This is a genomic window from Citrobacter sp. wls827 (assembly GCF_005280875.1).
In the GTDB taxonomy this organism is placed as follows: domain Bacteria; phylum Pseudomonadota; class Gammaproteobacteria; order Enterobacterales; family Enterobacteriaceae; genus Citrobacter; species Citrobacter youngae.
This window is the reverse complement of record NZ_SZWR01000037.1, coordinates 100,960-124,638: the sequence shown is the minus strand read 5'-3', so window position 1 is coordinate 124,638 and position 23,679 is coordinate 100,960. Positions and strand designations below refer to the sequence as shown.

The following is a 23,679-nucleotide window of genomic DNA, read 5'->3' as shown; positions in this document are numbered from 1 at the left end:
ACCTTCAATATGCGATTGTCACCCTTTCTGCGCTGTAAAAACGCTACCGGGGAGAGCAAAGGCGCACATTATAACTATTTCGTAGCAATTGGCAGCTAAATACTGGTCTTATCAGGGAAGATAATCAACCGCTGGCATGTAAAGAACATGGGTTCGTCTGTGTTTTGCAACGTACTGCACATATCGTGAAACTACCGCCACCACTGGCGAAACTTCTTGTAGCGGCAGGCTAACAGCACCGCTGCAAGTGCGGCATAAATAATCGGTTGCGGAGAGATAATTTTTACCGACCACAAATAATGTATGGGTGCCAGGATCGCCACAAGATAGACGAAGTTGTGCAGATACTGCCAATATTTACCCAGTTTTCGCTGGGCTGCCTGTGTAGAGGTCAAGGCGAGGGCGAATAAAATGACCCAGCTGAAAATACCCAACATCAAATAAGGTCGAGTAGTAAGTTCCCGCCCCAGCAATGCCAGGTTATTAATGCCTAATTCCAGTAGCGCATAGCTGGTTAAATGTAACGTCGCCCAGGCGAAACACCATAGCCCTAACAGGCGACGAGTGCGTATCAATAATGGCTGTTTAGCGTAGCGCGCCAACGGCGCCACCAGCAAGGTAGCCAGTAGGAATTTCAGAGCTGTCCGACCGGTAAAGTGCTGAATGTCTTTGACCGGATCGGCGCTCAGTCCCCCATGATTTACCGCCCAAAATAGCCAGAGAAACGGTAAAAGTCCGGTAAGATGCAGGCAAACTTTCAGCCAGGTAATCTGTTTTGCAGTCAGGCGCACTTAAAAATTCTCCCGCAGATCGAGACCTCGGTACAGGGAAGCGACTTCCTTTGCATAGCCGTTAAACAGCAACGTGGGCTGGCGCTGTACATCCAGTATGCCGCCCGCGCCGATGAAGCGTTCAGTCGCTTGTGACCAGCGGGGATGATCGACATGAGGATTCACATTGGCATAAAAACCGTATTCATCGGACGCAGCCATATTCCAGGTGGTTGGCGGGCGTTCACGCGTCAGTTTAATACTGACGATCGACTTAATGCCTTTAAACCCGTATTTCCATGGCACCGTTAAGCGAATAGGGGCACCATTTTGTGGTGGAAGTGCCTTGCCATACACGCCCACTGTAAGCAGCGTGAGCGGGTGCATGGCCTCATCCAGACGTAGCCCTTCAACATAAGGATATTTTAACCCACCGCCAATAAAGCGATCTTTCTGTCCCGGCATCTCTTCAGGGGCATAACGTGTTTCGAACGCGACATATTTTGCATTGCTGGTGGGTTCAACCAGCGCTAACAGTTTATGTAAAGGAAAACCAATCCACGGTACGACCATCGACCAGGCTTCAACACAGCGCATTCGATATATACGCTCTTCCAGTGGGAAGCGGGTGGTTAAGGCATCATGATCGAGCGTCAACGGTTTAGCGACTTCACCGCTGATTTTCAGCGTCCAGGGATCGGTTTTCAGACTGCCGGCATTGGCTGCAGGATCGGCTTTGTCGAGGCCGAATTCGTAGAAGTTGTTATAGCCAGAAACCTTATCTTCTGGTGTTAAAGGAAGTGTATTTTGCCAGGCTGCCGGCTTGGTGAAATCAAGGGGTTTACCGGCAGGCGCGGGCGGACGGTCATTGCCTTTAAACCAGCTCAGAAGATCGGCCTCGGCAGAAAAGGGCAAAGACAAAGCGGCGGCGCTGATACCCAGCGCTTTCAGCACCTGGCGGCGCTGCATAAAAAAAGCCGACTCGGCTGTTACATCGGCTTCAGTGAATGGACGTATTTTCTTCATAACGGACTCCCGACATACGCGCAAAGGCTCATACTGGCGCGTAGTTACTATGGCAGGGAGTCCGTCAATGTGCAGAGAAATTTAGTTAATTAAATGTAAATTTGTATCTGCAAATTGTTTTATTTCACTTTCACCAGCGTACGGCCCTGCACCTGGTTATTGATGATGGCATCGGCGAACTTCGGCGCATCGGCAAGCGTGATTTCTGTCGCTGCCTGGGTAAAGAACGACTCTGGCAGGTCGTTAACCAGACGTTGCCAGGCCTGTGCACGACGATCCGGAGGCGTCATCACGGAGTCGACGCCCTGTAAGCGCACGTTGCGCAGAATAAACGGCATCACCGTGGTGGGTAGCGCAAAACCGCCAGCCAGACCACAGGCGGCAACACAACCGCCATAGTTCATCTGCGCCAGTACTTTTGCCAGCACTTTGTCGCCAACGGTATCAATGGCACCCGCCCACAGTTGTTTTTCCAGCGGACGAGATTCAGCAAACTCATCACGACCCAGAATGCGGTTGGCTCCCAGGCTTTTCAGGTAGTCGTGGGTGCTTTCGCGGCCCGATACTGCCGCAACCTGGTAACCCAGTTTGTGCAGCAGCGCAACGGCAGTACTGCCTACGCCACCGCTGGCACCAGTGACGACGATTTCGCCGTCTTCCGGGCGGATACCGGCATCTTCAAGCGCCATGACGCACAGCATGGCAGTAAAACCGGCGGTACCGATGACCATGGATTTGCGACCGTCCAGTCCTTTTGGCAGCGCAACCAGCCAATCGCCTTTCACACGAGCGCGTTCGGCCAGTCCCCCCCAATGATTCTCACCCACGCCCCATCCGGTCAGTAAGACTTCCTGACCTGCATGAAAACGAGGATCTTCACTTGCGCGTACGGTACCGGCGAAATCGATACCAGGAATCATCGGAAAATTGCGGATAATTTTACCCTTACCGGTGATGGCGAGGGCATCTTTATAGTTCAGGCTCGACCAGTGAACATCCACCGTCACATCGCCTTCAGGTAGCTGATTTTCGTCGAGGGGTTGAACGGATGCGAGGGTTTTTCCGTCCTGCTGTTCTAAGATCAAAGCCTGCATAACCTGTCCTCAATTCATATAGTGGATTGGAAAATTATCTGTGAAGACTATACTCGCTAATTAAAACATGATGCCGATTCTGCGCAATAAATTGCCAGATATACCTGATTTGGTAGTATGCCCACATTATTTGTGTAAATTGACGGATTTCGCGTTCAGTTTTGCATTTTCGTGTCGCTTTTTCACTTTCACACCTGATTCATCACTGTCGGAGTTAACACAAGGATGCGATTAACGACGAAATTTTCAGCCTTTGTCACGCTGCTTACCGGGTTAACGATTTTCGTGACGCTGATAGGTTGCTCGCTGAGTTTCTATAACGCTATTCAATATAAGTTCACCACCCGCGTCCATGCCGTCGCGACGGCGATCGATACCCATCTGGTCACCAGGGATGTCGTGTCCTTAACGCCGCAAATTGATGAACTGATGATTTCGGTTGATATCGTCCGTATTGAATTGCTTCAGGATGACCGCGTTGTTTATAGCCATTCCCGAACCAGTAGCTACCGCCCGGCGGGGACGAATAACCTTTATCGCAATCTCACCGTGCCATTGGTCAAGCATCCGGGGATGTCGCTGCGTATGGTTTACCAGGATCCGATGGGCAACTATTTCCATTCGTTGATGACTACGGCACCGCTCACGCTATCGATAGGCTTTATTATCCTGATGCTGTTTTTGTCGGTGCGCTGGCTTCAACGTCAACTTTCCGGACAGGAATTACTGGAGATTCGTTCAACGCGGATCCTCAACGGTGAACGCGGGCCAAACGTGCGGGGAACGGTCTATGAGTGGCCAGCGCGTACCAGTAGTGCGCTCGACATGCTACTGACCGAAATTCAAAATGCTCGTGAGCAGCGCAGCAGGCTGGATACGCTAATTCGCTCCTATGTCGCGCAGGATACAAAAACGGGGCTGAGCAACCGCTTGTTTTTTGATAACCAACTGGCGACGCTGCTGGAAGATCAGGAAAAAGTCGGCTCGCATGGTGTGGTGATGATGGTTCGTTTGCCGGACTTTACGCTGCTACGCGAGAGCTGGGGCATTACCCAGGCGGAAGAACAAATTTCAACGCTTATCAATTTGTTGTCTACTTTTATGATGCGCTATCCGGGCGCACTGTTAGCGCGTTACCACCGAAGCGATTTTGCCATCCTGCTGCCACACCGCACGTTAAAAGAAGCGGAAAGTATCGCGGGGCAACTCTTAAAGGCGGTGGATGCACTTCCGGCTAACAAAATGATCGATCGTGCCGATATGGTTCATATTGGCATTTGTGTCTGTCGCAGCGGTCAGTCGACTGAACAAGTTATGGATCACGCTGAAGCCGCCACCCGGAATTCAGTATTACAAGGCGGGAACAGTTGGTCGGTGTATGACGACTCTCTGCCGGAAAAAGGCCGGGGCAATGTGCGCTGGCGAACGCTGATTGAACAGATGCTCAGTCGGGGCGGACCGCGAATTTATCAAAAACCTGCCGTAACGCGTGAAGGGCGGGTGCACCATCGCGAGCTGATGTGCCGTATTTTCGATGGCAGCGAAGAGGTTATTTCGGCGGAATATATGCCGATGGTGCTGCAATTTGGTCTGGCGGAAGAGTATGACCGTCTGCAAATCAGCCGTTTGATCCTGTTGTTGGGGTACTGGCCGCAGGAAAGCCTGGCGATGCAGACGACGGTTGAATCGCTCATTCGCCCACGTTTTCAGCGTTGGTTGCGAGATACTCTGATGCAGTGCGAAAAATCGCTACGTAAACGCATAATTATTGAACTTGCTGAGGCGGATGTTTGTCAACACATCAGCCGGTTACAACCGGTTATCCGATTGATGGATGCGCTTGGCGTACGTATTGCCGTTACGCAGGCCGGTTTAACGTTGGTGAGTACCAGTTGGATCAAAGAGCTGAATGTCGAATTGTTGAAGCTTCATCCCAGTCTGGTGAGAAACATTGATAAGCGAACGGAAAATCAGCTGCTGGTTCAAAGCCTGGTAGAGACGTGTACCGGAACGCCAACGCAGGTTTATGCCACGGGCGTTCGTTCGCGCAGCGAGTGGCATACCCTGACAGAACGTGGAGTCGCGGGTGGGCAGGGTGATTTTTTTGCCGCATCACAGCCACTTGACACAAACGTGAAAAAATATTCGCAAAGATACTCGGTTTAACCTGCCGTTTAATTTGTTTTCACGTAGAATAACGCGCGCTGTGCCTTCTGGGGGTGTGCTTGTCTGCTCGCCAGGTTGTAACAGCAAACATGCAGGTGAATGACCTTTGACAGGTTGCAAACAAAAGCGAGGACTGCTGCTGAGTTTTTCAGCCCTGATGGACTCAGGCCGGTTTTGTAACAAAGGAAACGAACTGCACTAATTTTCACCGTAGCAGATGATTTTTGCGCCTTGTCGCTGCTGCGTGTGGTTGGTAAAGTAAGCGGATTTTGTTTTCCGCCCCAGCTTTCAGGATTATCCCTTAGTATGTTGAAAAAATTTCGTGGCATGTTTTCCAATGACCTGTCCATTGACCTGGGTACCGCGAATACCCTTATTTATGTAAAAGGACAAGGCATCGTATTGAATGAGCCTTCCGTTGTGGCCATTCGTCAGGATCGTGCCGGTTCGCCGAAAAGCGTGGCTGCAGTAGGTCATGATGCGAAGCAGATGCTGGGTCGTACGCCGGGCAATATTGCTGCAATTCGCCCAATGAAAGATGGCGTTATCGCTGACTTCTTCGTGACTGAAAAAATGCTCCAGCACTTTATTAAACAAGTGCACAGCAATAGCTTCATGCGCCCAAGCCCGCGCGTACTGGTGTGTGTACCGGTTGGAGCAACTCAGGTTGAACGCCGTGCCATCCGTGAATCCGCTCAGGGTGCAGGTGCACGTGAAGTGTTCCTGATCGAAGAGCCGATGGCGGCAGCGATCGGTGCGGGCCTGCCAGTTTCTGAAGCAACCGGCTCAATGGTTGTCGATATCGGTGGTGGTACCACAGAAGTCGCCGTTATCTCTCTGAACGGCGTAGTTTACTCCTCCTCCGTGCGTATTGGTGGTGACCGCTTCGACGAAGCCATCATTAATTATGTTCGCCGTAACTACGGCTCTCTGATCGGTGAAGCTACCGCAGAACGTATTAAGCACGAAATCGGTTCTGCTTATCCTGGCGACGAAGTACGCGAGATCGAAGTTCGCGGTCGTAACCTGGCAGAAGGTGTTCCACGTGGCTTTACCCTGAACTCTAACGAGATCCTTGAAGCGCTGCAGGAACCCCTGACCGGTATCGTAAGCGCGGTGATGGTTGCACTGGAACAGTGTCCGCCAGAACTGGCGTCTGACATCTCAGAACGCGGTATGCTCCTGACCGGCGGCGGTGCGCTGCTGCGTAACCTTGACCGTCTGTTAATGGAAGAGACCGGTATTCCAGTTGTTGTTGCCGAAGATCCGCTGACCTGTGTGGCTCGCGGTGGCGGTAAAGCACTGGAAATGATCGATATGCACGGCGGCGACTTGTTCAGCGAAGAGTAATCGGATGCAGGAAGGGTAGCCCTGGGTTGCTCTTCCGCTCTGATGCGAGAATACGCATAGACTATGAAGCCAATTTTTAGCCGTGGCCCGTCGCTACAGATTCGCCTTATTCTGGCGGTGCTGGTGGCGCTCGGCGTTATTATTGCCGACAGCCGCCTGGGTACGTTTAGTCAAATCCGAACGTACATGGATACCGCCGTCAGTCCTTTCTACTTTATCTCTAATGGTCCCCGTGAATTACTCGACGGCGTGTCGCAAACGCTGGCTTCTCGTGACCAACTCGAACTTGAAAACCGGGCGTTGCGTCAGGAACTGCTGCTGAAAAACAGTGAACTGCTGATGCTGGGGCAATATAAACAGGAGAACGCGCGTTTGCGTGAGCTGCTGGGATCGCCGCTGCGCCAGGACGAACAAAAAATGGTGACGCAGGTCATCTCAACGGTTAACGATCCTTACAGCGATCAGGTGGTGATCGACAAAGGGAGTGTTAACGGCGTTTATGAAGGTCAGCCAGTCATCAGCGATAAAGGCGTAGTGGGCCAGGTTGTTGCGGTGGCCAAACTGACCAGCCGCGTACTGCTGATTTGTGACGCGACGCATGCACTGCCAATCCAGGTATTGCGTAACGATATTCGCGTGATCGCTGCCGGTAACGGCTGCACGGACGATCTTCAGCTTGAACACCTGCCGGCTAATACTGACATTCGCGTTGGCGATGTGCTGGTTACCTCCGGTCTGGGTGGGCGTTTCCCTGAAGGCTATCCAGTCGGTGTCGTTTCCTCTGTGAAGCTGGATACCCAGCGCGCATACACCGTGATTCAGGCGCGCCCGACGGCGGGTTTACAGCGTCTGCGCTATCTGCTGCTGCTGTGGGGAGCCGATCGTAATGGTGCTAACCCGATGACGCCAGAAGAAGTGCACCGTGTAGCTAATGAACGTCTGATGCAAATGATGCCGCAAGTCCTGCCGGCACCGGATGCCATGGGGCCTCCTGCGCCAGTTCCTGCTCCGGCGACAGGTGTAACGCCGGTTCCTGCAACAACCACGCCGTCACAACCTGCTCCGCGTAAGCCGGGAGGGCAGTAAGTGGCAAGCATCCGTCACCAGGGACGTTGGGTCATTTGGCTCTCGTTCCTAATTGCATTTCTGCTGCAAGTCATGCCCTGGCCGGACGAGATCCTCGTTTTCCGGCCGAACTGGGTGCTGCTCATTCTGCTGTACTGGATCCTGGCGCTGCCGCATCGCGTAAATGTGGGCACAGGATTTATCGTGGGTGCCATACTGGATCTCATTAGCGGCTCTACGCTTGGTGTGCGGGCATTGTCGATGAGTATCATTGCTTATCTGGTCGCACTGAAATTTCAGCTCTTCCGTAACCTCGCGCTCTGGCAGCAGGCGCTGGTAGTTATGTTGTTGTCACTGGTCGTGGATATTATTGTTTTCTGGGCCGAGTTTTTAGTGATCAACGTCTCTTTCAGACCTGAAGTGTTCTGGAGTAGTGTAGTAAATGGTGTGCTTTGGCCATGGCTATTCTTACTGATGCGTAAAGTCCGCCAGCAGTTTGCGGTGCAATAAAGGTTGATATGAATACTCTGTATCTTGCTTCAGGTTCTCCACGTCGTCAGGAGTTGCTCGCTCAGCTTGGTGTTACGTTTGAACGGCTGGTTCCTGGAATTGAAGAACAGCGGCACCCGCAGGAAAGCGCCCAGCAGTATGTTGTTCGTCTGGCGCGTGAAAAAGCGCAGGCAGGCGTAGCAATGGCTGTGCGCGATTTACCTGTGCTGGGGGCGGATACCATTGTTATCCTTAATGGCGAAGTGCTGGAAAAACCGCATGATGCCGACCATGCAGCAGCGATGCTGCACAAGCTGTCAGGCAAAACGCATCAGGTCATGACGGCTGTCGCATTAGCCGATCGCCAGCACAACCTGGACTGTCTGGTGGTGACGGAAGTGACATTCAGAACACTAACAGATGAGGACATCGCCGGTTATGTTGCCAGCGGTGAGCCTATGGATAAAGCAGGTGCATACGGTATTCAAGGGTTGGGTGGCTGTTTTGTCAGGAAGATCAATGGCAGCTATCACGCCGTAGTCGGCTTACCGCTGGTAGAAACGTATGAGTTGCTGAGCAATTTTAACGCACTGCGTGAGAAAAGGGATAAACATGACGGCTGAATTGTTGGTAAACGTAACGCCATCGGAAACGCGGGTGGCGTACATTGATGGCGGTATTCTGCAGGAAATTCATATTGAACGTGAGGCGCGACGCGGAATCGTAGGCAATATCTACAAAGGTCGTGTAAGTCGTGTACTTCCGGGTATGCAGGCGGCTTTTGTAGATATTGGGCTGGATAAAGCCGCATTTCTCCACGCATCAGACATCATGCCGCATACCGAATGCGTAGCGGGTGAAGAACAAAAACAGTTCACTGTACGCGATATCTCCGAACTTGTGCGTCAGGGGCAAGACCTGATGGTACAGGTGGTGAAAGATCCTCTGGGCACGAAGGGCGCACGCCTGACAACGGACATCACGCTACCTTCCCGTTATCTCGTCTTTATGCCGGGGGCGTCGCACGTGGGGGTTTCTCAGCGAATCGAGAGCGAAACCGAACGCGAACGCCTGAAAAAGGTGGTGGCGGATTACTGCGACGAACAGGGCGGATTCATCATTCGTACGGCGGCTGAAGGCGTTTGTGAAGAGGATCTGGCTTCGGATGCTGCCTACCTGAAGCGTGTCTGGACGAAGGTCATGGAGCGTAAGAAGCGGCCACAAACGCGCTACCAGATGTATGGTGAATTGGCACTGGCACAGCGCGTTCTGCGTGATTTTGCTGATGCTCAGTTAGACCGAATTCGCGTTGATTCCCGTCTGACTTATGAAGCGTTGCTGGAATTTACGGCGGAATACATCCCGGAGATGACCAGCAAACTGGAACATTACAGCGGACGCCAACCGATTTTCGATCTCTTCGACGTTGAGAATGAAATCCAACGCGCGCTGGAGCGCAAGGTTGAGCTGAAATCCGGCGGCTATCTGATCATCGACCAAACCGAAGCGATGACTACCGTCGACATCAACACCGGCGCATTTGTTGGGCATCGTAATCTCGACGACACTATCTTTAATACTAATATTGAAGCAACGCAGGCCATCGCACGTCAGCTGCGTCTGCGTAATCTGGGCGGCATAATCATTATCGATTTTATCGACATGAATAATGAAGATCACCGCCGCCGGGTGCTGCACTCTCTGGAGCAGGCGCTGAGCAAGGATCGCGTAAAAACCAGCATTAACGGTTTTTCACAGCTGGGTCTGGTAGAGATGACACGTAAGCGCACGCGTGAAAGCGTGGAGCATGTGCTGTGTAACGAGTGCCCAACCTGCCACGGACGTGGCACGGTGAAAACGGTCGAAACCGTATGTTATGAAATCATGCGTGAAATCGTCCGCGTGCACCATGCTTACGACTCCGATCGTTTCCTGGTGTATGCGTCTCCGGCAGTGGCTGAAACCCTGAAAGGGGAAGAGTCGCATGCGCTGGCGGAAGTGGAAATCTTTGTCGGCAAACAGGTCAAAGTACAAGTCGAACCGCTCTATAACCAGGAGCAGTTTGACGTGGTAATGATGTAAATCGTGTAGTGGCACCCGCGCATGTAGGCCGGATAAGGCACAAACGCCGCTATCCGGCAATATTCACTCAAGGGGTGTGAGTCACATTTTTTGGCAGACAAGGAGAGGCGCGTGAGGCGATTGCCGGGGATTTTACTGCTCACTGGAGCCGCATTCGTTGTCATCGCAGCGCTGCTGGTCAGTGGGCTGCGCCTTGCTCTACCGCATCTCGATAGCTGGCGTCCGACCATTCTGGGCAAGATCGAATCTGCCACCGGTATGCCCGTTTCCGCCAGCCAGCTTTCTGCTAACTGGCAAAATTTTGGCCCTACGCTCGAAGCTCGCGATATTCATGCACAGCTGAAAGACGGTGGCGAATTCTCGGTAAAGCGTGTCACGCTGGCGCTGGATGTCTGGCAAAGTTTGCTGCACATGCGCTGGCAGTTTCGCGATCTCACCTTCTGGCAACTGCAGTTGCGCACCAATACACCGATCCAGCGCAGCGATAGCGGCGACGGGATTGAAACCAGCCACATCAGCGATCTGTTCCTGCGCCAGTTTGATCATTTTGATCTTCGCGACAGCCAGGTTAGTTTTTTGACCCTGTCAGGCCAGCGTGCGGAACTGGCGATCCCTCAGCTAACCTGGTTGAACGGTAAAAACCGGCATCGTGCTGAAGGCCAGGTCAGCCTCTCCAGCCTGACCGGGCAGCACGGTGTTATGCAGGTGCGTATGGATCTGCGTGATGATGACGGCCTGCTGAATAATGGTCGAGTCTGGCTGCAGGCTGACGACATCGACGTTAAGCCGTGGTTGGGAAAATGGATGCAGGACAATGTTGCGCTGCAAACTGCGCGCTTTAGCCTGGAAGGCTGGATGACGCTCAACAAAGGCGAAATCTCTGGTGGCGATGTCTGGTTGAAAAAGGGCGGCGCAAGCTGGAAGGGAGAGAGCAACATCCACACGCTGTCCGTCGATAACCTGACTGCGCATATCAGCCGTGAGCACTCCGGTTGGTTGTTCGCTATCCCGGATACGCGCATCACGATGGATGACAAACCCTGGCCGAGTGGGGCATTAACGCTGGCCTGGTTCCCCGGGCAGGAAGTGGGGGGCGCCAATAATAAGCGCAGTGACGAATTACGTATTCGCGCCAGTAACCTGGAGCTAGCCGGGTTAGAGGGGCTACGCCCGATGGCCGCTAAGTTATCTCCGGCATTGGGTGATATCTGGCGGGCCACGCAACCGAGCGGCAAGATAAATGTGTTGGCGTTGGATATCCCGTTACAGGCGACCGAAAAAACCCGTTTCCAGTCCTCGTGGACCGATCTGGCCTGGAAACAGTGGAAGCTGCTGCCGGGGGCAGAACATTTCTCCGGTACATTGTCTGGCAGCGTGGAAAATGGCGCATTAACGGCCTCCATGAAGCAGGCAAAAATGCCGTATGAAACCGTCTTTCGTGCCCCGCTGGAGATAGAAGATGGCGTGGCAACGCTCAGTTGGCTGAAGAATGAAAATGGCTTTCAGCTAGACGGGCGCAATATTGACGTTAAAGCGAAAGCGGTACATGCGCGCGGCGGTTTTCGTTATCTGCAACCAACCGGTGATGAACCGTGGCTGGGGATTCTGGCGGGGATTAGCACTCACGATGGCTCCCAGGCCTGGCGCTATTTCCCGGAAAATCTGATGGGAAAAGAGCTGGTTGATTATCTCAGTGGGGCAATTCAGGGCGGTGAGGCGGATAACGCAACACTGGTTTATGGCGGTAACCCACATCTGTTCCCGTATTTGCATAACGAAGGTCAGTTCCAGGTGCTGGTGCCGCTGCGTAATGCAAAATTTGCCTTCCAGCCGGACTGGCCCGCACTGACTGACCTCAATATTGAACTGAACTTCATTAACGATGGCCTGTGGATGAAGACGGATAGCGTCAATTTAGGGGGGGTAAAAGCCACTAACCTGACGGCAAATATCCCTGACTACGCAAAAGAAAAACTGCTGATTGATGCCGACATCAACGGGCCGGGCAAAGCGGTTGGGCCTTATTTCGACGAAACACCGCTGAAAGAGTCGCTTGGTGCCACGCTGGAACAGCTGCAAATTGACGGTGATGTGAGTGCTCGCTTACATCTTGATATCCCGTTAGATGGTTCGCTGGTTACGGCCAAAGGCGACGTGAACCTGCGTAATAACAGTCTGTTTATCAAGCCGCTCGATAGCACGCTGAAGAATTTGAACGGTAAATTCAGCTTTATCAACGGCGATCTCAAGAGTGAGCCGATGACGGCGAACTGGTTTAATCAGCCGCTGAACGTCGACTTTTCCACTACCGAGGGTGCAAAAGCTTACCAGGTTGCTGTGAATCTGAACGGTGACTGGCAGCCAACTCGCATGGGGATACTCCCCGCACAGGTGAATGATGCCTTAAGCGGCAGTATGGCGTGGAACGGTAAGGTTGGCATTGACCTGCCATATCATGCCGGAGCGACCTACAACATTGAGCTGAAAGGCGACCTGAAAAATGTAAGCAGTCACTTACCTGCTCCGTTAAACAAAGTCGCAGGTGAGTCGCTACCGGTTAATGTTAAGGCAGATGGTAACCTGCGCAGCTTCGATCTGACCGGTAACGCCGGAAGCAAGAACCACTTTAACAGCCACTGGTTGCTGAATCAGAAACTGACGCTTGACCGCGCAATCTGGACTTCGGAAAGCCGTACCGTGCCAGCGCTTCCTGACCAGCAGGGCATCGAACTTAATCTTCCGCCCATGGACGGTGCGCAATGGCTGGCATTGTTCCAGAAAGGCGCGGCAGATAACGTCGGAAGTAATGCGAACTTCCCGCAGCGTATTGCGGTGCGCACGCCTTCTTTATCCCTGGGCGGCCAGCAGTGGAATAACCTGAGCATTGTGTCTGAACCTGGGCTTAATGGTACCAGCGTACGGGCACAGGGGCGTGAGATTAACGCCACATTGGCTATGCGCAATAATGCTCCGTGGCTTGCCAATATCAAGTACCTGTATTACAACCCGAACGCTGCAACGTCATCGCCAAATACAACGCCAGCCTCGCCGTTCTCTGCTATCAGTAACGTCAGTTTCCGTGGCTGGCCGGATGCGCAGATACGCTGCGAAGAGTGCTGGATGTGGGGGCAAAAGTATGGGCGCATTGATGCCGATGTCGCGATAAAAGGTGACACATTAACGTTGAGCAATGGTTTGTTGGATACCGGGTTTGCCCGGCTGACCGCCGATGGCGAATGGGTCAATGTGCCGGGCAAGGAGCGTACGTCACTGAAAGGAAAGCTGAATGGCAACAAGATTGATTCAGCCGCGGGTTTCTTTGGCGTATCTACCCCGATTCGTAACTCTTCCTTTAACGTCGAGTACGATCTGCACTGGCGTAATCCGCCCTGGGATCCGGATGAAGCTTCACTGAATGGGATTTTGCGTACCCGTTTGGGCAAAGGTGAATTGACTGAACTTAGCACCGGACATGCGGGACAACTGTTACGTCTGCTGAGCTTTGATGCGCTATTGCGTAAACTGCGTTTTGATTTTAGCGATACGTTCAGCGAAGGTTTTTACTTTGACTCTATCCGCAGTACGGCGTGGATCAAAGACGGTGTGATGCACACTGATGATACGCTGGTGGATGGCCTGGAAGCTGACATCGCCATGAAAGGTTCGGTGAATCTGGTGCGTCGCGAACTGGATATGGAAGCCGTTGTCGCACCTGAAATTTCTGCCACCGTTGGGGTGGCCGCGGCGTTTGCCGTCAACCCAATTGTCGGCGCGGCGGTATTTGCCGCCAGTAAAGTTTTGGGACCGCTGTGGAGCAAAGTTTCAATTCTGCGCTATCGCATTACCGGTCCGGTCGATAAGCCACAGATCAACGAAGTTCTGCGCCAGCCGCGCAAAGAAAGCCAGCAATGATTTGACGGGGGCGAGTAATTGCCCCAATCTCAACATAGAACTTCTACCGCAGTCCGTAGGCCGGATAAGGCGTTTACGCCGCCATCCGGGCATTGAAGCGCCTGATGGCGACGCTGGCGCGTCTTATCAGGCCTACAACAGTAACTAATGAGTAGCAAAACGATGAGTCTGAACCTGGTAAGTGAACAATTGCTAGCGGCGAATGGCCTGAAACATCAGGATCTGTTTGCCATCCTGGGCCAACTGGCCGAACGCCGTCTTGATTACGGCGATCTCTATTTTCAGTCGAGCTATCACGAATCCTGGGTTTTAGAAGACCGCATCATTAAAGATGGTTCTTACAATATCGATCAGGGCGTTGGCGTGCGCGCCATCAGCGGCGAAAAAACCGGGTTTGCCTATGCAGACCAGATTAGCCTGCTGGCGCTGGAGCAAAGTGCTCATGCCGCGCGTACTATCGTGCGCGACAGCGGTGATGGCAAAGTAAAAACGCTGGGGGCGGTAGAGCATCAGGCGCTTTATACCTCAGTAGATCCCCTGCAGAGCATGAGCCGCGAAGAGAAGCTGGATATTCTGCGCCGCGTAGACAGCGTGGCGCGTGCCGCCGACAAGCGTGTGCAGGAAGTGACGGCGAGCCTGACCGGTGTGTATGAATTGATTCTGGTGGCGGCGACCGACGGTACGCTGGCCGCTGACGTCCGTCCTCTGGTGCGTTTGTCCGTAAGCGTACAGGTTGAAGAGGATGGCAAACGCGAGCGTGGCGCCAGCGGTGGCGGCGGTCGTTTTGGCTATGACTATTTCCTTGGCGACCTCGATGGCGAAGTTCGTGCTGACGCATGGGCGAAAGAGGCCGTACGCATGGCGCTGGTCAATCTCTCTGCGGTAGCCGCGCCTGCCGGTACGCTGCCAGTGGTACTCGGCGCTGGCTGGCCGGGCGTTCTGCTGCATGAAGCGGTCGGTCATGGTCTGGAAGGTGACTTTAACCGCCGTGGCACGTCGGTATTCAGCGGTCACATGGGTGAGCTGGTGGCGTCAGAATTGTGTACCGTCGTTGATGATGGCACGATGGCGGATCGTCGTGGTTCAGTAGCCATTGATGACGAAGGAACGCCGGGTCAGTACAACGTGCTGATCGAAAACGGCATTCTGAAAGGCTATATGCAGGACAAACTCAATGCGCGCCTGATGGGCGTGGCGCCAACGGGTAACGGTCGTCGTGAATCTTACGCGCATCTGCCCATGCCTCGTATGACCAACACCTATATGCTGCCGGGCAAATCCACGCCGCAGGAAATCATCGAATCCGTTGAATACGGTATTTATGCGCCTAATTTCGGCGGTGGCCAGGTGGATATCACCTCCGGTAAATTCGTGTTCTCTACCTCCGAAGCGTATCTGATTGAAAACGGTAAAGTGACCAAACCGGTGAAAGGCGCGACGCTGATTGGCTCCGGTATCGAAGCAATGCAGCAGATTTCGATGGTGGGTAACGACCTGAAACTGGATAACGGCGTGGGTGTTTGCGGTAAAGAAGGACAGAGTCTGCCGGTTGGCGTGGGCCAGCCGACGCTGAAGGTGGATAACCTGACCGTAGGTGGCACCGCGTAACATCATGATTCAGGCCCGATAAGCACCAGTGCTATCGGGCATCTTGCCAGATGCGGCGTCAACGCCTTATCCGGCCTGGACTCTTTTTATTTCTCTTTTCCTCGACCGTACATTCCCTGAAACAGCTGCGCCACATCGACAAAATAATCCGTCAGATAGTTAATCACCACCTGCACCTTGAGCGGCAGCTTATCCTTTTCGGTATACAACGCATACACCGGACGCGGATCCGACTGGTAGCGGGGGAGCAGGATCTCCACTTCGCCACGATTGATCTCATTGATCACCCACATCAGCGGTACATAGGCAATGCCCGCGCCTGCGGCCAGCCAGCGCACCAATGTCATCGGATCGTTGGTCACAAAACGTCCCTCTGGGATCAGACGGGTAGAAATCCCCTCCGGGGCAATTAATTCGAACTCATTATCCGGACGAACGCTGTATTCCAGCCACGAATGATTGCTGAGATCGGCGGGTTTCTCCGGGACACCAAACTGGGCGAGATAACTTTTTGCCGCGCAGACCACCATCGGCATAGCCCCCAGACGACGCGAAAAAAGGCTGGAGTCCTGCAGGGCACCCACGCGGATAACCACGTCCAGACCGTCGGCAATCAGGTCGGGTGCCGGTATTCCCGTCACCAGATTTACCGTCAGCCCAGGATACTCTTTGAGCATTTTTGCGGTCAGTCCGGCGAGGACATTTTGTGCCATGGTTGAAGAACAACCAATGCGCAGCGTGCCAATGGGCGTGTTGTTAAAAGCATACAGTTGCTCGTGAACATCCTGCGCTTCGTGCAGCATCCGGCGGCAGCCCTGATAATAAATTTTACCGGCTTCAGTTAGCCCAATGCTACGCGTGCTGCGGTTTAGCAGCTTGACCTGTAGCTCATCTTCCAGTTTTGAGACCGTCTGGCTTATCGATGAAACGCTCATTTGTAGCTGTCTTGCGGCGGCGGTGAAGGAGCCCAGTTCGACAACTTTGGCGAACACCGACATACGTTTTAATCGTTCCATTGTTCACTCTGGCTTAAAAGTGATTTAGATCACATAATATAGATAACAGCATAACAGTTACGTTAATATATTATTATTCAAATAACGGCTATGTCGCTCTCGCCTGGCTCATCCTTGCCCTTCTCTGCGGTGACATACGCTAGAAAATCTATCATCTGCACTCTCTTACGTTACCAAGGTCAACATGAGTCTGTTTCCCGTTATCGTGGTGTTTGGTCTGTCCTTCCCACCGATTTTTTTCGAATTACTTTTGTCACTGGCGATTTTCTGGCTGGTGCGCCGGGTGCTTGTTCCGACTGGCATCTATGATTTTGTCTGGCATCCGGCTCTGTTTAACACTGCGCTGTATTGCTGTCTGTTCTATTTAATAACGCGCCTGTTCGTTTGAGGTTGAAGTGAAAACACTAACAAGAAAACTCTCCCGCACGGCCATTACCGTGATACTGGTCATTCTGGCCTTCATCGCTATTTTCCGCGCATGGGTGTTCTACACCGAGTCGCCGTGGACGCGTGATGCGCGTTTCAGCGCCGATGTCGTCGCGATTGCGCCGGATGTTGCGGGGCTTATTACCAACGTTAACATCCATGATAACCAACTGGTGAAAAAGGATCAGATCCTGTTCACCATCGACCAGCCACGCTATAAGAAAGCCCTTGAGCAGGCCGAAGCTGACGTCGCTTATTATCAGGTTCTGGCGCAGGAAAAACGCCAGGAGGCCGGTCGTCGTAACCGACTGGGCGTGCAGGCTATGTCTCGCGAAGAGATCGACCAGTCAAACAACGTCCTGCAAACCGTATTACACCAGCTTGCGAAAGCACAAGCGACCCGCGACCTGGCAAAATTAGATCTGGAACGTACCGTTATCCGTGCGCCTGCAGACGGATGGGTGACTAACCTGAACGTCTATAGCGGTGAATTTATTACGCGCGGCTCCACGGCGGTGGCACTGGTAAAACAGCACTCATTCTATGTACTGGCGTATATGGAAGAGACCAAACTGGAAGGCGTTCGCCCAGGGTATCGCGCTGAAATCACCCCGCTTGGCAGTAATAATGTGCTGAAAGGCACCGTTGATAGCGTGGCGGCTGGCGTAACGAATGCCAGCAGCACGCGGGACGCAAAGGGTATGGCGACCATTGATTCCAATCTTGAATGGGTGCGTCTGGCGCAGCGCGTGCCGGTGCGAATTCGTCTTGATGAGCAGCAGGGAACCTTGTGGCCTGCCGGGACGACGGCGACCGTCGTCATTACCGGCAAGCAGGATCGCGATGCCAGCCAGGAATCTTTCTTCCGTAAAATGGCGCACCGCCTGCGCGAGTTTGGTTAATCGCGATGGGTATTTTCTCCATTGCCAACCAGCATATCCGCTTTGCGGTAAAACTGGCCTGCGCGATTGTACTGGCGCTGTTCGTTGGCTTTCACTTCCAGCTTGAGACCCCTCGCTGGGCGGTACTGACCGCAGCCATTGTGGCGGCAGGCCCTGCCTTTGCCGCTGGCGGAGAACCTTATTCAGGCGCTATCCGCTATCGCGGCATGTTGCGTATTGTCGGGACATTTATCGGCTGTATTGCCGCACTGATCATTATCATCAGCATGATCCGCGCCCCGCTATTGATGATCCTGGTGTGTTGTATCTGGGCCGGTTTTTGTACCTGGATCTCTTCACTGGTAAAGATCGAAAACTCCTATGCCTGGGGGCTTTCGGGTTACACGGCTCTGATTATCGTCATTACCATTCAGGCGGAGCCTCTGCTGACGCCACAATTTGCGCTTGAACGCTGCAGCGAGATTGTGATGGGGATTGTCTGCGCTATCATCGCCGACCTGCTCTTTTCGCCCCGTTCAGTGAAACAGGAGATAGATGTCGAGTTAGACAGTCTTCTGGTGGCGCAATATCAGCTTATGCAACTGTGTATAAAGCATGGCGATAGCGAAGAGGTGGACAAGGCCTGGGGCGCTTTAGTTCGTCGTACGGCGGCGCTGGAAGGTATGCGCAGCAACCTGAACATGGAATCCTCACGCTGGGTGCGCGCCAATCGTAGACTCAAGGCATTGAATACGCTGTCGCTCACACTCATCACGCAGTCCTGCGAAACCTATCTTATTCAGAATACGCGACCAGAACTGATTACAGATACCTTCCGCGAGTTGTTTGATACGCCGGTTGAAACGGTGCAGGACGTACATAAACAATTGAAGCGGATGCGCCGCGTGATTGTCTGGACCGGTGAGCGTGATACGCCAGTGACGATCTATAGCTGGGCCGGCGCGGCGACGCGCTACCTGCTGTTGAAACGCGGTGTGATCAGCAATACCAAAATTAGCGCTATTGAAGAAGAGATCCTGCAAGGCGAACCGGTGGTGAAGGTGGAATCCGCCGAACATCACCATGCGCTGGTCAACTTCTGGCGTACTACGCTGTCCTGTGTGCTGGGAACCTTATTCTGGTTGTGGACCGGCTGGACATCAGGTAGCGGCGCGATGGTCATGATAGCAGTCGTCACCTCGCTGGCCATGCGTTTGCCTAACCCCCGCATGGTGGCCATCGACTTTATCTATGGCACGCTGGCAGCATTGCCGTTGGGGGCGCTCTATTTTCTGGTGATTATCCCCAATACCCAGCAAAGCATGTTGTTGCTGTGTCTGAGTCTGGCGGTGCTGGGATTCTTTCTGGGTATTGAGGTGCAGAAGCGGCGTCTGGGCTCAATGGGGGCGCTGGCGAGCACCATTAACATTATCGTGCTTGATAACCCGATGACGTTCCACTTTAGTCAGTTCCTCGACAGTGCACTGGGGCAGATTGTTGGCTGCGTATTGGCGTTTATCGTTATTCTGTTGGTGCGGGATAACTCGCGTGACAGAACAGGTCGTGTGTTGCTTAACCAGTTTGTGTCGGCAGCGGTTTCCGCAATGACCACCAATGTTGTGCGCCGTAAAGAAAACCACCTTCCGGCGTTGTATCAGCAGCTGTTTTTACTGATGAACAAATTCCCCGGTGATCTGGCAAAGTTCCGCCTGGCACTGACGATGATTATTGCTCACCAGCGTTTACGTGATGCGCCTGTACCGGTAAACGACGATTTATCGGCGTTTCATCGCCAGCTTCGCCGTACCGCCGATCAAGTTATTTCTGCAGTCAATGATGACAAACGCCGACGCTACTTTGGTCAGTTGCTGGAGGAGCTTGATATCTACCAGGAAAAATTAACGCTTTGGGAAGCCCCGCCTCAGGTGACGGAGCCAGTGAAACGACTCACGGGAATGTTGCACAAATACCAGCATGCGCTGACCAGCAATTCATAACTCATCTAACCGGAAGAGGATATCTCTTCCGGTTTCAGTTTTACCGCCCCTGTAATGTCATGATAAACGCGTTCATTAATGTGGAGAGCTGTTCGTCGTACCAGTAGGCATAAAGATCGGCTGGAATAGGGTCATTCAACGGTAAGAAACGAACGCCTGGCCAGTGGATCAATCCGCAGGTTTCTGGCAGCAAAGAGAGACCAATTCCTGCGCTAACCAGCGCCAGCGCTGTTTGCGGTTCGTTAACCTGGTGGGTAATCAGAGGATAAAATCCTACCTCAACACAGCGGTCATGTACCTGACGGGCGAAATTGCTTTGATTGAATGAAAGCGAAATGATGGGGCGTTCAGCGAGCATCGCCAGTGAGACGCTTTGGTGTTGGCAGAGAAGATCGTGTTCAGGTACGGCGAGAGCAACCGCTTCGCGGGAAATCAATTGGCTACGAATATTCGTCTCGGATTGGGGCAGTACGTTCCGGCTAATCGCAATATCAATCGTCCGGGCATGCAAGGCTTCAATTTGCTGATGTTGGGAAAGCTCCTGCAAACTCCAGTTTACGTACGGCTGTTGCTTCTTAAAGTCCTTTAGACGTGTCAGCAGCGTTCCCCACAATGCGCTACCGACTATCCCAATGTTGAAATGCTGATGTTCGCTACGGCCAATCTGTCGCACATAATTGAGGGATTGATCGGTGGTACTCAGGATACGATCGACTTCCGTTTTCAATACCTGCCCGGCTCGCGTGAGAACCACTTTACGGCTGGTACGTTCAAATAGCGTCGTTTCAAGGATCTCTTCCAGTTCTTTAATCTGCATACTCAACGGCGGTTGAGAGATGTTTAACCGGGCCGCGGCCCGGCCAAAGTGCAGCTCGTCAGCGAGAACCTGAAAATAACGCAATGTTCGAAGACGAATTCGGCTATTGGCCTGGAGATCAATCATGCTGGTTACGCGTAAGAGAGGGAGAGAAACGGCATCATGCCGTCCTCCCCAAAGCTTGTCAAACCGCAGCGGATGGCGGGCGGGCGAGACGCTCGGCCTGGCTGCAGGTGACAGCGATAACCAGCGTCAGCAGTAACACACAATAGGCGACAGTTGACGTATTCACCGCCCCCTGCAGACCAAAGTGGCTGTTTACCATGGAGGAGACGCTGGCAAACAGTAGCGTGCCCACTGTGCCGCACGTCAACAAGGCGGAGATCAAGGTTGGTGAACTGCGACTCACCTGCAGTGAACCATAGCTCATCAGGCCGGAGAATAAACCGGAGTTAAAGAAACCAAACACGCCGCACGCTATCAGAATCAGCGTGGTATTGTTGCTGTTGGCAATTAGCGCAATAGAGACCAGACCAATGCTTGCGCAGATCAGCAGGAAAGTGCGCAGTTTCATCCATTTCACGGTGAACTGATTCAGGAACAGGCCAATGGCTTTCGTCACCCAATACACAGTAGTGAATAGCGCGGCATCCTGCGCCTGAAGTGTAAAACGCGATTGCAGGTAGCCCGGTGTCCACATGGTAAAAATGGGTTCAGCCAGCAGGAAAGCAAAGAGAGTAAAACAGATCAAATAGACAGAGATCCCCCAGGGTTCTGACTCTTCCGTTTTCTCGTGTTGCTGCGGCTGCGCAGCCTCTGTCGATGGGAAGCGACAACGCAGGGTAAGTGCCAACATCAACGCGCCCAGACCGCCCATAATCCCATACATCGCAATCCAACTGGCACCCAGTTTAAACATCCAGGCTAACAGTAAGGAAAGGGTTGCTCCGGCAAAGCTGAAAAAGAAATCGGTAAAAATCAGGCTGGAAGAGCGGCTCTTTTCATCGGGATTAATACGGACCACCAGATAACTGCCGATGGTCATAAACACGCCCCCGCAGGCACCAATTCCGGCCACTGCAACGCTAAACAGCGTTAAGGTTGGTTGGATAAAAAGTACTACGCTGATAATCACGGTGAGCGTTGCAGCAATAACTAATGGTTTTTTCAGCCCCCATTTTTTCATCAGAATGCCGCCAAGCATAATAGGCACAAACATTCCGATGTTCATCAGAGTAAAGACCTGCCCGATAAAGCTGGGGTCTTTATGAAAAGCGGCACAAAGTGGCCCAAGCACAATCCCCAGTGTCGACACCAGTGCGCCAACAAAGTAATAGCTCAGGTACGAAACGGCATTGAGATTTGCGCGAGAAAACTGATTGTCTGGCATAACTTTTCTCCAGACGGAGCAGGGCGACCTGTCCGTCTACGGAACCACGATCAGGCGTACTGCTTGAGGAACTGGCTGATCAAACGAATAAAATCTTCGGTTACCATGGCAGCGCATTTCAGCGTTTGTTCATGGGAAAGCTCAACATCACTGAGACCTTCAGCCATATTTGTGATGGCTGAAACGGCCAGTACTTTCAGGCCACAGTGGCGTGCAGCTATCACTTCCGGTACCACCGACATACCGACGACATCGCCGCCCATACGCTGCATCATGCGAATCTCCGCAGCCGTCTCAAAATTAGGTCCAGGATAAGAGACAAAAACCCCTTCATGAAGCGTGATACCCAACTGCTCTGCGGCACCGTGAAGCTGCTGGCGCAGTTCGCGATCGTATGCGTTAGCGAGGCTAAAGAAGCGAGGACCAAAGCGTTCATCGTTCGGCCCGACAAGTGGGGTAGATGGCATGGTGTTGATGTGATCGTTGAGGGCGACCAGACTACCTGCAGGAATATCTACGTTCAGCGAACCCGCGGCGTTGGTACAGAATAAAAATTCGCAGCCCAACAGTTTAAAGGTACGTACGGCATGGGTCATGATGCCCATTCCCAGCCCTTCATAAAAATGCCCACGTCCCTTCATGCAGATGAGGTCGATACCATAAAGCGTTCCCATCACCACTTCCCCGGCATGGCCGATTACAGTGCTGACCGGAAACCCAGGTAATTGTTGATATGAAAGCGTGGTTTTATTTTCCATGCGATCGGCAAGAGCCCCCAGACCTGACCCAAGTATCAGAGCGATACGTGGATGAAAATTGGGTTTTGCAGAACGCAGAATTTCAGCCGCTTCATACGGGGTATCGTTGACAACAGACATGGACATATCGACTCCAGAGACTATTCAGTTGCAGGCATTTTGTGGAGGCTTCAATTACAAATCCAATATGATAAATGCGGTTATTGATATGATTTTTATATTGAAAAAATCAGATAAATATCGGATCTATTATTTTTCAGAAAGTTATGGCCAACCTGTTTCATACTGTTTCCGAAACGCGGTCATAGGATTGCACAAAAATGTGATGTATCTCTCTTTGTCTAAACGATGAACAGTTCATTCCTGACGTATTACGCACACTGAGGCAGGGCTATACTTAAGACGAGTATTTAGCTGGGGTGATAAACGATGCCTGGACCGCAGGAACATAAAATTTTGCTGGCGGGATAGGGGAAACAGGTTGAGGAAGACCCTGCATATCGGTGGTCTGTGGAGTAACTGGCGTCGGGATGGTGGCTATAGATGAATATCTATACGTTTGATTTTGACGAGATTGAAAATCAGAGTGATTTCTACCGTGAGTTTGCACGTACATTCGGTCTGGCCCGGGAAAAGGTGGTTGATTTAGATTCTTTGTGGGAGGTTGTGGTTGGGGAAATCTTGCCTTTACCTCTGGAAATCGAATTTGTTCATTTACCGGATAAGTTACGCAGGCGATATGGCGCGCTGATTTTACTGTTCGATGAAGCAGAAGAAGAGCTCGAAGGACAGTTACGCTTTAACGTTCGTCACTCAAAACAGGTATAAAAAA

At 52.5% G+C, this 23,679-nt stretch carries 19 protein-coding genes; 12 read left to right on the top strand and 7 right to left on the bottom strand.

Translation table 11 applies throughout. The features are described from left to right. Nucleotides 1-191: 191 nt before the first annotated feature. From msrQ to FDX03_RS22610, 3 genes are all read right to left on the bottom strand, one after another. Nucleotides 192-791, bottom strand: coding sequence for a protein-methionine-sulfoxide reductase heme-binding subunit MsrQ (gene msrQ, locus FDX03_RS22620; protein WP_048213461.1), 600 nt, complete (start codon nt 789-791; stop codon nt 192-194). Beyond that, nucleotides 792-1,796 carry a protein-methionine-sulfoxide reductase catalytic subunit MsrP gene (msrP, locus tag FDX03_RS22615; protein ID WP_048213460.1) on the bottom strand — a complete coding sequence of 335 codons (1,005 nt, stop codon included), beginning with the start codon at nt 1,794-1,796 and terminating at the stop codon, nt 792-794. It lies immediately after the preceding gene. A gap of 119 nt (nt 1,797-1,915) precedes the next feature. Further along, nucleotides 1,916-2,890: an MDR family oxidoreductase gene (locus FDX03_RS22610; protein WP_116361144.1), complete on the bottom strand. Its 975-nt coding sequence runs from the start codon at nt 2,888-2,890 to the stop codon at nt 1,916-1,918. A gap of 225 nt (nt 2,891-3,115) precedes the next feature. Here FDX03_RS22610 and csrD point away from each other — a divergent pair, with 225 nt between their 5' ends. The 8 genes from csrD to tldD all read left to right on the top strand — a co-directional run bounded on the left by csrD (nt 3,116) and on the right by tldD (nt 15,562). Then, nucleotides 3,116-5,056, top strand: a complete 1,941-nt coding sequence (csrD, locus tag FDX03_RS22605; protein WP_048213458.1) for an RNase E specificity factor CsrD — start codon at nt 3,116-3,118, stop codon at nt 5,054-5,056. Nucleotides 5,057-5,362: 306 nt separating this feature from the next. Next, nucleotides 5,363-6,406 carry a rod shape-determining protein MreB gene (mreB, locus tag FDX03_RS22600; RefSeq protein WP_137346607.1) on the top strand — a complete coding sequence of 348 codons (1,044 nt, stop codon included), beginning with the start codon at nt 5,363-5,365 and terminating at the stop codon, nt 6,404-6,406. A 63-nt stretch (nt 6,407-6,469) separates the two neighbouring features. After that, nucleotides 6,470-7,492 (top strand): rod shape-determining protein MreC, encoded by a 1,023-nt coding sequence (mreC, locus tag FDX03_RS22595; RefSeq protein ID WP_040234170.1) that lies wholly within the window; start codon nt 6,470-6,472, stop codon nt 7,490-7,492. Next, nucleotides 7,493-7,981, top strand: a complete 489-nt coding sequence (mreD, locus tag FDX03_RS22590) for a rod shape-determining protein MreD (RefSeq protein ID WP_040234168.1) — start codon at nt 7,493-7,495, stop codon at nt 7,979-7,981. 8 nt (nt 7,982-7,989) lie between these two features. Then, nucleotides 7,990-8,583 carry a nucleoside triphosphate pyrophosphatase gene (locus FDX03_RS22585; RefSeq protein WP_061068704.1) on the top strand — a complete coding sequence of 198 codons (594 nt, stop codon included), beginning with the start codon at nt 7,990-7,992 and terminating at the stop codon, nt 8,581-8,583. Next, complete coding sequence (rng, locus tag FDX03_RS22580; protein ID WP_003828822.1) at nt 8,573-10,042, top strand: ribonuclease G; 1,470 nt, start codon at nt 8,573-8,575, stop codon at nt 10,040-10,042. Before FDX03_RS22585 ends, rng begins: the two co-directional genes overlap by 11 nt. Nucleotides 10,043-10,153: 111 nt before the next feature. After that, nucleotides 10,154-13,954 (top strand): AsmA2 domain-containing protein YhdP, encoded by a 3,801-nt coding sequence (yhdP, locus tag FDX03_RS22575; RefSeq protein ID WP_115642776.1) that lies wholly within the window; start codon nt 10,154-10,156, stop codon nt 13,952-13,954. 162 nt (nt 13,955-14,116) lie between these two features. Beyond that, nucleotides 14,117-15,562, top strand: coding sequence for a metalloprotease TldD (tldD, locus tag FDX03_RS22570; protein ID WP_003025183.1), 1,446 nt, complete (start codon nt 14,117-14,119; stop codon nt 15,560-15,562). Between the two features lie 86 nt (nt 15,563-15,648). Here tldD and aaeR read toward each other — a convergent pair whose 3' ends face one another. Next, a complete protein-coding gene (aaeR, locus tag FDX03_RS22565) occupies nt 15,649-16,578 on the bottom strand; it encodes an HTH-type transcriptional activator AaeR (RefSeq protein WP_038634351.1) in 930 nt (309 codons plus the stop codon). 184 nt (nt 16,579-16,762) lie between these two features. On the opposite strand from aaeR, the gene aaeX reads away from it, so the two are divergent. Genes aaeX through aaeB form a run of 3 tightly spaced genes read left to right on the top strand, consistent with a single transcriptional unit; the run spans nt 16,763 to nt 19,882 of the window. Further along, the gene (aaeX, locus tag FDX03_RS22560; RefSeq protein ID WP_003025177.1) at nt 16,763-16,966 is read left to right on the top strand and encodes a p-hydroxybenzoic acid efflux pump operon protein AaeX; all 204 of its coding nucleotides are present in this window, start codon (nt 16,763-16,765) and stop codon (nt 16,964-16,966) included. A 7-nt stretch (nt 16,967-16,973) separates the two neighbouring features. Next, the gene (aaeA, locus tag FDX03_RS22555; RefSeq protein ID WP_003025174.1) at nt 16,974-17,906 is read left to right on the top strand and encodes a p-hydroxybenzoic acid efflux pump subunit AaeA; all 933 of its coding nucleotides are present in this window, start codon (nt 16,974-16,976) and stop codon (nt 17,904-17,906) included. A gap of 5 nt (nt 17,907-17,911) precedes the next feature. Continuing rightward, entirely contained in the window at nt 17,912-19,882 is a 1,971-nt protein-coding gene (gene aaeB / locus FDX03_RS22550; RefSeq protein ID WP_137346606.1) for a p-hydroxybenzoic acid efflux pump subunit AaeB, read from the top strand. Between the two features lie 40 nt (nt 19,883-19,922). Here aaeB and FDX03_RS22545 read toward each other — a convergent pair whose 3' ends face one another. The 3 genes from FDX03_RS22545 to xapA are packed head-to-tail and all read right to left on the bottom strand — an operon-like array spanning nt 19,923 to nt 22,973. Next, nucleotides 19,923-20,825 carry a LysR family transcriptional regulator gene (locus tag FDX03_RS22545; protein ID WP_137346605.1) on the bottom strand — a complete coding sequence of 301 codons (903 nt, stop codon included), beginning with the start codon at nt 20,823-20,825 and terminating at the stop codon, nt 19,923-19,925. 58 nt (nt 20,826-20,883) lie between these two features. Then, entirely contained in the window at nt 20,884-22,089 is a 1,206-nt protein-coding gene (tsgA, locus tag FDX03_RS22540; protein ID WP_061068701.1) for an MFS transporter TsgA, read from the bottom strand. A 50-nt stretch (nt 22,090-22,139) separates the two neighbouring features. Beyond that, nucleotides 22,140-22,973, bottom strand: a complete 834-nt coding sequence (gene xapA / locus FDX03_RS22535; RefSeq protein WP_048213450.1) for a xanthosine phosphorylase — start codon at nt 22,971-22,973, stop codon at nt 22,140-22,142. 417 nt (nt 22,974-23,390) lie between these two features. On the opposite strand from xapA, the gene FDX03_RS22530 reads away from it, so the two are divergent. Further along, nucleotides 23,391-23,675, top strand: a complete 285-nt coding sequence (locus FDX03_RS22530) for a hypothetical protein (protein ID WP_048213449.1) — start codon at nt 23,391-23,393, stop codon at nt 23,673-23,675. Nucleotides 23,676-23,679: the final 4 nt, after the last annotated feature.